This is a genomic window from Streptomyces sp. NPDC094143 (assembly GCF_040303825.1).
Lineage (GTDB): Bacteria > Actinomycetota > Actinomycetes > Streptomycetales > Streptomycetaceae > Streptomyces.
The window spans coordinates 256,020-264,946 of the sequence record NZ_JBEOTZ010000008.1 but is presented as its reverse complement, the minus strand read 5'-3'; the positions used below and the strand labels follow the sequence as shown (position 1 = coordinate 264,946).

The window sequence follows — 8,927 nt, the reverse complement described above, 5'->3', positions numbered from 1 at the left end:
CCATCGGAGAACCGATGGACGGGGTATCAACATATCTGGCGTTGACTTTTGGCACGCTGTTGAGTTCTCAAGGAACGGTCGCTTCCTTTGTACTCACCCTCTCGGGCTTTCCTCCGGGCGCTTCCCTTCGGTCTTGCGTTTCCGACTCTATCAGATCTTTTCTCGACCCGATTTCCTCGGTGCTTTCCAGGTTTCCGCTTCCGCGTTTCCCTTTCCGGCGGTTCCGACTCTATCAGATCCTTTCGGGCCTGATTCCCAGTCAGCGGGATTCGTCTTCGCGGCTGTTGGGCCGTTCCGACGAGTGAGACTTTAGCGGATTCCCTGGCTCCCGAGCCAATCGGGGGCCGCGTCCTTTCGAACAGGGATTCCTCATTCCGCGAATACGCACGCCAATGAAACGACGACAGAGCTACTGCGTCGAGTAGTGGTTGGTGCCTGCGGATTCGCTGCCCGGGGACCGACCGGAGTCGGCGCTCACGTCGGGCAACTCGGAGAACCATACGGAGCGGGTCCAGGCGTGTCAACTCTCGGGTGGAGAGGGCTTCGGGGGCGTACGGTGGACGGCATGACGACGCGTACGTGCAGCCAGTTCTGGTGGGCCGCCTGACGGCGGCCGTCCTCACGTATGCACTCAACGGCCGCCGCTTCGGCGGCCGTTCGTGTTTCTCCCTCCTGGATCACCGAGGGGCGGCCGCCCGGGGCGGTGGTCACGACCAGGAGGTGGAGAAGAGATGACACGGGTCTTCAGCGGGGTCAAGCCGACCGGGCATCTGACGCTGGGGAACTACCTGGGGGCCATGAGGCGGTGGGTCCAGGTCGATCAGTACGCGGCCGACGCGCTGTTCTGCGTCGTGGATCTGCACGCTCTGACCGTGGACCACGATCCCGCGCGGGTGCGGCGGCTCAGCCGGCAGGCGGCCACGCTGTTGCTGGCGTCCGGGCTGGATCCCGAACGGTGCACGGTCTTCGTGCAGAGTCACGTGGACGAGCACGCGCGGTTGTCGTACGTGCTGGAGTGCGTGGCCACCGACGGGGAGATGCGGCGGATGATCCAGTACAAGGAGAAGGCCGCGCGGGAGCGGCGGCGGGGTGGGAGTGTGCGGCTGTCGTTGCTGACGTATCCCGTGCTGATGGCGGCGGACATCCTGGCGTACGGGGCCGATGAGGTGCCGGTGGGGGACGATCAGCGGCAGCACGTGGAGCTGGCGCGGGATCTGGCCGTGCGGTTCAACCAGCGGTACGGGCACACGTTCGTGGTGCCGCGGGCCACGCGGCCCGGGGTCGCGGCGCGGGTGATGAACCTGCAGGAGCCGATGTCGAAGATGGGCAAGAGCGACGACGTCGGGCCGGGGATCGTCTATCTGCTGGACGAGCCGGACGTGGTGCGGAGGAAGGTCATGCGGGCGGTGACCGACAGCGGGCGGGAGGTCGTGTACGACCGGGAGGCCCGGCCGGGGCTCGCCAATCTGCTGGAGATCCTCGCGGCCTGCGCCGGTGGGGAGCCCGGGCAGCTGAGTGGTGCGTACACGTCCTACGGGGAGCTGAAGCGGGACACCGCCGAGGCTGTGGTGGAGGTGCTGCGGCCGGTGCAGGAGAGGCACAGGGAGTTGTGTGCGGACCCGGCGTATGTGGAGGCCGTGCTGCGGGAGGGGGCGGAGCGGGCCCGGGGGATGGCCCGGCCGACGGTGGATGCCGCGTACCGGGCGATCGGGTTGCTGCCGGCGGTGGCCGAGGCGGCCGGTGTCCGGGCCGGGGTGGCCGGGTGAGGTGACCGGGGTGGGGGCGGCTGTGCGGGCCGCCCCCTGGCGGTGGTCAGCTGTTGTTGCCGGTGGCCAGGGCGCGGCTGCGGTCGCGGGCGGCTTCGAGGGCGGCGATGAGGGCGGCCCGTACGCCGTGGTTCTCCAGTTCGCGGATGGCGTTGATCGTCGTGCCGGCGGGGGAGGTGACGTTCTCGCGGAGCTTGACCGGGTGTTCGCCGCTGTCGCGGAGCATCGTCGCGGCGCCGATGGCCGACTGGACGATGAGGTCGTGGGCCTTGTCGCGGGGCAGGCCGAGGAGGATGCCGGCGTCGGTCATGGCCTCGACCAGGTAGAAGAAGTAGGCCGGGCCGGAGCCGGACAGGGCGGTGCAGGCGTCCTGCTGGGACTCGGGGACGCGGAGCGTCTTGCCGACGGCGCCGAAGATCTCCTCGGTGTGCGCGAGGTGGTCGGCGGTGGCGTGGGTGCCGGCGGAGATGACGGACATGGCCTCGTCGACCAGGGCGGGGGTGTTCGTCATGACGCGGACGACCGGGGTGCCGGGGGCGAGGCGTTCCTCGAAGTAGGCCGTGGGGATGCCGGCGGCGCCGCTGATGACCAGGCGGTCGGCGGGGACGTGGGGGGCGAGTTCGTCGAGGAGGGTGCCCATGTCCTGCGGCTTGACCGTGAGGATGAGGGTGTCGGCGGTCTTGGCGGCCTCGGCGTTGGTGACCGGGGTGACGCCGTAGCGGGTGCGGAGTTCCTCCGCCCGTTCCCGGCGGCGGGCGGTGACCAGGAGGTCGGCCGGGGTCCAGCCGGCGCGGATCATTCCGCTGAGCAGGGCTTCGCCGATCTTGCCGGTGCCGAGGACTGCGACTTTCTGGGTCATGGCGCGGGGTGCCTCCGAAGGGTGCGTCGTCCGGGGTCCATCCTCGCACCGGGGGGTGGGGGGCGGCTCGGATGTCCGCTGGGCGGGATGCGGGCCGGGGGCTACGCCGTCCGGCGCCTGAGGGTCGCCGCGCCCAGGGCCAGGACCAGCAGGGCGCAGCCCGCGACGATCAGGACGTCGCGGACGAAGGTGGCCGTCATGTCGGTGTGGTGGAGGACCTCGTTCATGCCGTCGACGGCGTAGGACATGGGCAGGACGTCGGAGAGGGTCTCCAGGGCCGGGTGCATGTCGTCGCGCGGGGTGAACAGGCCGCACAGGAGGAGCTGGGGGAAGATCACCGCCGGCATGAACTGGACCGCCTGGAACTCCGAGGCCGCGAAGGCCGAGACGAACAGGCCGAGGGCCGTGCCGAGGAGGGCGTCGAGGAGGGCCACCAGCAGCAGGAGCCAAGGGCTGCCGGTGACGTCGAGGCCGAGGAGCCAGAGCGCGAGGCCGGTGGCCAGGGCGGACTGGATGATCGCGAGGGCGCCGAAGGCGAGGGCGTAGCCGGCGATGAGGTCGTCTTTCCCGAGGGGCAGGGCGAGAAGGCGTTCGAGGGTGCCCGAGGTGCGTTCGCGCAGGGTGGCTATGGAGGTCACCAGGAACATCGTGATCAGCGGGAAGATCCCGAGGAGGGACGCGCCGATGCTGTCGAAGGTGCGCGGGCTGCCGTCGAAGACGTAGCGGAGCAGGAGCAGCATCACGCAGGGGATGAGGATCAGCAGCGCGATGGTGCGGGGGTCGTGGGTGAGCTGGCGGAGGACCCGGGCGGCGGTGGCGGTGGTGCGGGACGCGCTCAGGGCCCGTGGCCGGGTGGGGGTGGGGGCGAGCGTGGTGGTCATCGGGTCGTCTCCTTGGTGCGGGTTGCGGCCTTGGCCTCGTCGACCAGGTGGAGGAAGACCTCTTCGACGGATTCGGCGCCGGTGCGGGTGCGCAGGGCGTCGGGGGTGTCGTCGGCCAGGACCTCCCCCTCGCGCATGAGGAGGAGGCGGTGGCAGCGCTCGGCCTCGTCCATGACGTGGGAGGAGACCAGGAGCGTCGCGCCGCGGCTCGCCGCGATGTCGTGGAAAAGGGCCCACAGGTCGCGGCGCAGGACCGGGTCGAGGCCGACGGTGGGTTCGTCGAGGACCAGGAGTTCGGGGGTGCCGAGGAGGGCGACGGCCAGGGAGACGCGGCTGCGCTGGCCGCCGGAGAGGTTGCCTGCCAGGGTGTCGGCGTGGGTGGTGAGGTCGACGTCGGTGATGGCCCGGGTGACGTGCTCGTGGCGGCGGTCGGCTGCGGGGCGGCCGGGGTCGAGGATCGCGGCGAAGTAGTCGAGGTTCTGCCGGACGGTCAGGTCGTCGTAGACGGAGGGGGCCTGGGTGACGTAGCCGATGCGGGTGCGCAGGGTGGGGTGGCCGGCGGGGTGGCCGAGGACGTCGAGGGTGCCGGTGACCTTGGCCTGGGTGCCGGCGATCGCGCGCATGAGGGTGGACTTGCCGCAGCCCGAAGGTCCGAGCAGGCCGGTGATCCGGCCTCGGGGGACGGTGAAGGCCAGGTCGCGGAGGACGGTGCGGGGGCCGCGGGTGACGGTGAGGTGCCGGGCGTGGACGGCCGCGGGGTCCTCGTCGGTGACGGGGCGGGGCGGCGGACCGGGAGCATTATTCATCACGCGATGAATAATGCTCCCGGGGGTGGGGTGCGTCAAGGCCGGGGCGTCAGGCCCGGGAGCCTCGGGCCGGGGCGTCAGGTGGAAGGGGTTCTGGGCGAGCAGGAGGATCACCTCGTAGACCTCTTCCACGTGGCCGTCCGGGAAGGCCCTGAGCAGGTGCTCGCGTTCCGCGGCGAGGAAGGACGCGGTGTGTTCCTCGCCGTGCACCAGGAAGAGCGAGTGGCTGCCGATGTTGGCCAGGTGGGTGTCGACCGGGACGCGGCGGCTCCAGCGGACCGTGCGGCGGGCGAAGTCGAGGAGGCCGGTGGGGTCGGCGGCGCGGGCGTTGACGTTGCGCTTCTCGGCGGAGACGTCGATGCCGAAGTCGCGGGCGGTGCGTTCGGCGGCCGCGGCGATCCAGGGGACGTCGAGGGCCTCGGTGTTCCACCACAGGGCCAGGGCGCCGCCGGGGCGCAGGACGCGGAGGGCCTCGGGGGCGGAGCGGGCGGGGTCGGTCCAGTGCCAGGCCTGGGCGTAGGTGACGAAGTCGAGGGAGGCGGTGGCCAGGGGGAGGTCGTCGCCGGTGCCGCGGACGAGGGGGATGCCGGGGTGGGTGCGGCGGAACTGGGCCGCCATGCCGTCGCCGGGTTCCACGGCGACGACGTCGGCGCCGCGGGCGTGGAGCAGGGCGGTGGCTATGCCGGTGCCGGCGCCGACATCCGCGACGCGGGAGCCGGCGAGGGGGCGGCCGGCCGGGGCTTCCAGCGCGTCGAAGAGGGGCGCGGGGTGGGTGGGGCGGTTGGCCGCGTACTGGGCTGCGGCGGCGTTGAAGGAGTGGGTTCTCGCGGAGCGGGCTCTCGCGGAGTGGGTTCTCGCGGAGCGGGGGCGAATTGTGGGGCCGGGGGCTGTGGGGTGGCGGTGGGTCGGGGGGCGTGGCTCCGGTGGGGTCCTGGGCAGGCTGGGTCGTACCGCCATGGTGGTCGGGGGCGGGAGCCGTGACGGTGAGTTTTCGATGTGAGGGCGACGGTCGAGCCCGCGGCTGTGTCGTGGCCCGGCGCACGGTTCCCCGCGTCCCCCTCGGGGTGCTGCTGGGCGCTTCGCTCTTACTCCGGCCGCGACCGGGCGGCCCTCAGGCGCGGCGTTTCCTCGACGGGTTGCCCGTGCGGCGGGTCGTGCGCTTCTCGTGTTGCTTGCGGGCCGACTCGTACTCGGCGCGGTGGAGCCTCTCGCCGGGGGCCTCGCTGAGGGAGCGGAGGAAGTAGGCGAGGAGGGAGCCGACGAAGCCGATGGAGAGCAGGCCCCGCAGGGAGGCCTGGCGGTCCGGGTCGGGGCGGCGCGTGAAGCCGTCCCAGGTGTGACGGAAGGCCATCGCGCTGCAGACCGCGAACATGACGATCATGAGGAGCGAGACGAAGCCGCCGATCGCGGCGATCTGCAGGCCCTGGTAGGCGAGGCGGAGAACGACACAGGAGGCGACAGCGGCGGCGAGGGAGCCGAGGGCCACGGCGACGCGGCGGGCGGTGTAACCGCCGTCGTGGTTCAGCCAGGTCGTGCCGAAGAAGCGGAGGGGTTCGGGCCGGGGCCCGTCGTGGGTGGGGGTGCCGGTCTCTGTGCTCACGGCTCGATTATGGCTTTCCGGTGTGCGCGGGTGCCTGCGGCGGCCTGTGCGGCGGGGTGGGGGTGCGCGTCTTCGCCTGACGGTGGGGTGGTGGGGCGGGGCCGCGCCGGGGGGTGTCCGTCCTCGGAACGGCGCGATCGACGTGCGTGCCGACTCACTCCCCGTTGACGCGCCAACCGCTGCGGGCGGACACCCCCCGACACGGCCCCTTCCGTCGTCCGGCGGGTGCGGGCGCGTCGTGCTTCCGCCCATGCGTCCCACGTGGTGCGGCGGCGGTGTGGCCCGCAGTGGGGGCGGGCCACACCGGCTGTGCGGATCAGGAGCAGCGGGGACGGATGTAGCCGTCGCTGCCCGTGTTCACATAGGCGTCCGAGACGTACTGGCCGCTGGCGATGTTGTCCCAGATGTTCGTCGTGCCGTACGGGCCCGTCACCCACGTGCCGGGTGCCTGGCAGTTGATGGCGACCCGGGACCCCTCCGGCAGGACCTTGACGATCGGGTAGCCGGTGCCGGGGCCGCTGCGGACGTTGAGGCTGACGCCCGGTGCGGTCGGATACGTCGTGACCGCCGCGGCCAGTGTGATGACCTGCGGCATGGCGGCGCCGGTCGCCTCCTCGGGCTGCTCGGTGCGCTCGATCTCGGCAGGCTCGACTGACATGGTGTACCTCCCCCGTTGACCCCATGGCTGCCATGGGGTCCCGTTGATTCCCCTGGCTCACGCCCTCAAACATCTGTGCGCGATTCGGCGTTGGAGGCTGGCAAGCCGCCTCTGTCCCGTACGGGTCATCGACTAGGCTCCGTGCGTCGCGCGGGCGGACGAACAGCACGGGGGTGGTCCCATGGCGTCACAGCGAAGCGCCGGAGCGGGCCCGGAAGCGGAACTTCCTGAATATGCCGGTCACTACCGTCTGGAGTCCTGCCTGGGCTCGGGTGGCATGGGCGTGGTGCATCTGGCCCGCAGCACCTCGGGAATGAAGCTCGCCGTAAAGGTCGTGCACGCGGAGTTCGCCAAGGACCCGGAGTTCAGAGGGCGTTTCCGGCAGGAGGTGGCGGCGGCCCGGCGGGTCAGCGGAGCCTTCACCGCGCCGGTCGTCGACGCTGATCCCGAGGCCGGACGGCCCTGGATGGCCACGTTGTACATCCCGGGTCCGACGCTCGCCCAGGAGGTGAAGCGGAACGGGCCGCTGGCGCCCGCCCAGTTGCGCCGGCTGATGGCCGGGCTCGCGGAGGCCCTGCGGGACATCCACCGGGTCGGCGTCGTGCACCGGGATCTGAAGCCGAGCAACGTGCTGCTCGCCGAGGACGGGCCGAAGGTCATCGACTTCGGCATCTCGCGCCCCGCCGACAGCGAGTTGCGGACCGAGACCGGCAAGCTCATCGGTACGCCGCCCTTCATGGCGCCCGAACAGTTCCGGCGGCCGAGGGAAGTCGGGCCCGCCGCCGACGTGTTCGCCCTCGGGTCCGTCATGGTGCACGCGGCGACCGGACGGGGGCCGTTCGACTCCGACAGCCCGTACGTCGTCGCCTACCAGGTGGTGCACGACGAGCCCGAGCTCACCGGCGTACCCGAAGAGCTGGCGCCGCTCGTGCTGCGGTGTCTGGCCAAGGAGCCCGAGGACCGGCCCTCGCCCGACGCCTTGATGCGGGAACTGCGCTCGGTGGCGGCCTCGTACGACACCCAGAGCTTCATACCGCGCCGGCCCGCGGAGGAGGAAGAGGAGGCGGAGCGGGCCGGGCATGAGGTGTCCGAGGCGGAGGTCTCCGGTGAGGAGGAACCGGCCCGGCGGCGGCTCGGCAGGCGGGGGGCCGTGGTCGCCGGGGTTCTCGGGCTGGTCGTGGCCGGGGTGCTGGCGTCGGTGTCCCTGGCCGGCGGTGTCGGTCCGGCGCCGGAGGTCGCTTCGCCGCGCACGACGGCCGCCGCCTTCGCCGGGTGGGTGGCCGAGCCGCTGGGCCGGGACGGCGTGCCGCAGTGCTCCTACGCGGTGGGCGCGCTGCTCTGCGCCCGGGACGGAGTGGTCTTCGCCCTCGATCCCGCGGACGGGCGGCTGCGGTGGCGGCACGCGCTGGAGGGGGCCGCCGCCAGTGGGCCGCCGGCCGGTCCGCCCGCCGTGTCGGGCCGGATGGTGCTCGGCGGGCTCGGGCAGGGACGCGGGCTGACCGTGCTCGGGATCGCGTCGGGTGACGTGGCCAGGCGTACGGAGCTGCCCGCCCATGGAGGGCTGCGGGCCGTGGGCGGCATGGTGCTGCTCACGGCGTCCGACGGCACGGTCAGCGGGGTGGACGGGGCCACCGGTGACGTGCGGTGGAGTCACCGCGTCGCGGGCCAGGAGGTGCCGTACTTCGTCTCTTTCGCCGGTGATCGGCTCGCCTACGCGGCGAGTGTGTCCGGTGACGGGACCGGCACCCGGGTCACGGCGGTGGATCCGCGGTCGGGCGGCGTGCGGTGGGAGGCGCGACTCGACGGCAGTCTCGAACCTGTCGGGACGGTCGACGGGGCGGTCGTCTTCGTCGCGGTCGACGCGGTCACGCGGGAGGCGCGGGCCGTGGTGCGGTACGACCCCCACAGCCGTAAGAGCGTGCGGGTGCCGCTGCGGGTGCCGTTGCAACAGGTTGCGGGCAGTGTGCGCGGCAACGTCGTGCACCTCATGGCGGCGGGCGGGGCGCTGGTCGCCGTCGACCTGGCGGCGCGCGAGCAGCTGTGGAGTCTGCAGACGGGTGTCGTGCGGGGATCGAGGCCGGTCGCCGACGGCCGGCATGTGTACGTCACCGCGCCCGACGGGCGGCTGCTCGGCGTCGACGCGCGGCGCGGGAAGCTCCTCGGGCAGACGCCGCCCCGGCTGGGGGCGCGGTCGGACCGGGTTCCGGCCGCCCTTCCCGAGCCGGTGGTCGTGGGCGACCGGGTCTACGGCAGCGCCCCGGACGGGACGGTCTTCGCCGTGAGCGGGCGCGACCCGGTCGACTGGTAGGGCGCAGGCGCGAGGGCCGCCCCCGGTGACGGGGAGCGGCCCTCGCGGT

General features: G+C 72.4%; 7 protein-coding genes and 1 pseudogene. 2 read left to right on the top strand and 6 right to left on the bottom strand.

Annotated elements, in window-relative coordinates:
- Positions 1 to 731 precede the first annotated feature (731 nt).
- On the top strand, positions 732 to 1,766 hold the full coding sequence (gene trpS, locus ABTZ58_RS14045; RefSeq protein WP_351355014.1) for a tryptophan--tRNA ligase: 1,035 nt from the start codon (positions 732 to 734) through the stop codon (positions 1,764 to 1,766).
- Between the two features lie 46 nt (positions 1,767 to 1,812).
- Here the strand turns inward: trpS and proC are convergent, their stop codons facing one another.
- The 6 genes and pseudogenes from proC to ABTZ58_RS14015 all read right to left on the bottom strand — a co-directional run bounded on the left by proC (position 1,813) and on the right by ABTZ58_RS14015 (position 6,570).
- Positions 1,813 to 2,625, bottom strand: coding sequence for a pyrroline-5-carboxylate reductase (gene proC / locus ABTZ58_RS14040; protein ID WP_351355011.1), 813 nt, complete (start codon positions 2,623 to 2,625; stop codon positions 1,813 to 1,815).
- A gap of 101 nt (positions 2,626 to 2,726) precedes the next feature.
- On the bottom strand, positions 2,727 to 3,506 hold the full coding sequence (locus ABTZ58_RS14035) for an ABC transporter permease (protein ID WP_351355008.1): 780 nt from the start codon (positions 3,504 to 3,506) through the stop codon (positions 2,727 to 2,729).
- Entirely contained in the window at positions 3,503 to 4,312 is an 810-nt protein-coding gene (locus tag ABTZ58_RS14030; RefSeq protein ID WP_351355054.1) for an ABC transporter ATP-binding protein, read from the bottom strand. Before ABTZ58_RS14030 ends, ABTZ58_RS14035 begins: the two co-directional genes overlap by 4 nt.
- Positions 4,313 to 4,807: 495 nt before the next feature.
- Positions 4,808 to 5,269, bottom strand: a pseudogene (locus ABTZ58_RS14025) (class I SAM-dependent methyltransferase); the annotation flags it as partial.
- 154 nt (positions 5,270 to 5,423) lie between these two features.
- Positions 5,424 to 5,912 carry an EamA/RhaT family transporter gene (locus ABTZ58_RS14020; protein ID WP_351355005.1) on the bottom strand — a complete coding sequence of 163 codons (489 nt, stop codon included), beginning with the start codon at positions 5,910 to 5,912 and terminating at the stop codon, positions 5,424 to 5,426.
- 316 nt (positions 5,913 to 6,228) lie between these two features.
- The gene (locus ABTZ58_RS14015; RefSeq protein ID WP_502996064.1) at positions 6,229 to 6,570 is read right to left on the bottom strand and encodes an SH3 domain-containing protein; all 342 of its coding nucleotides are present in this window, start codon (positions 6,568 to 6,570) and stop codon (positions 6,229 to 6,231) included.
- Positions 6,571 to 6,751: 181 nt separating this feature from the next.
- On the opposite strand from ABTZ58_RS14015, the gene ABTZ58_RS14010 reads away from it, so the two are divergent.
- Positions 6,752 to 8,878, top strand: a complete 2,127-nt coding sequence (locus ABTZ58_RS14010; protein ID WP_351355002.1) for a serine/threonine-protein kinase — start codon at positions 6,752 to 6,754, stop codon at positions 8,876 to 8,878.
- Positions 8,879 to 8,927: the final 49 nt, after the last annotated feature.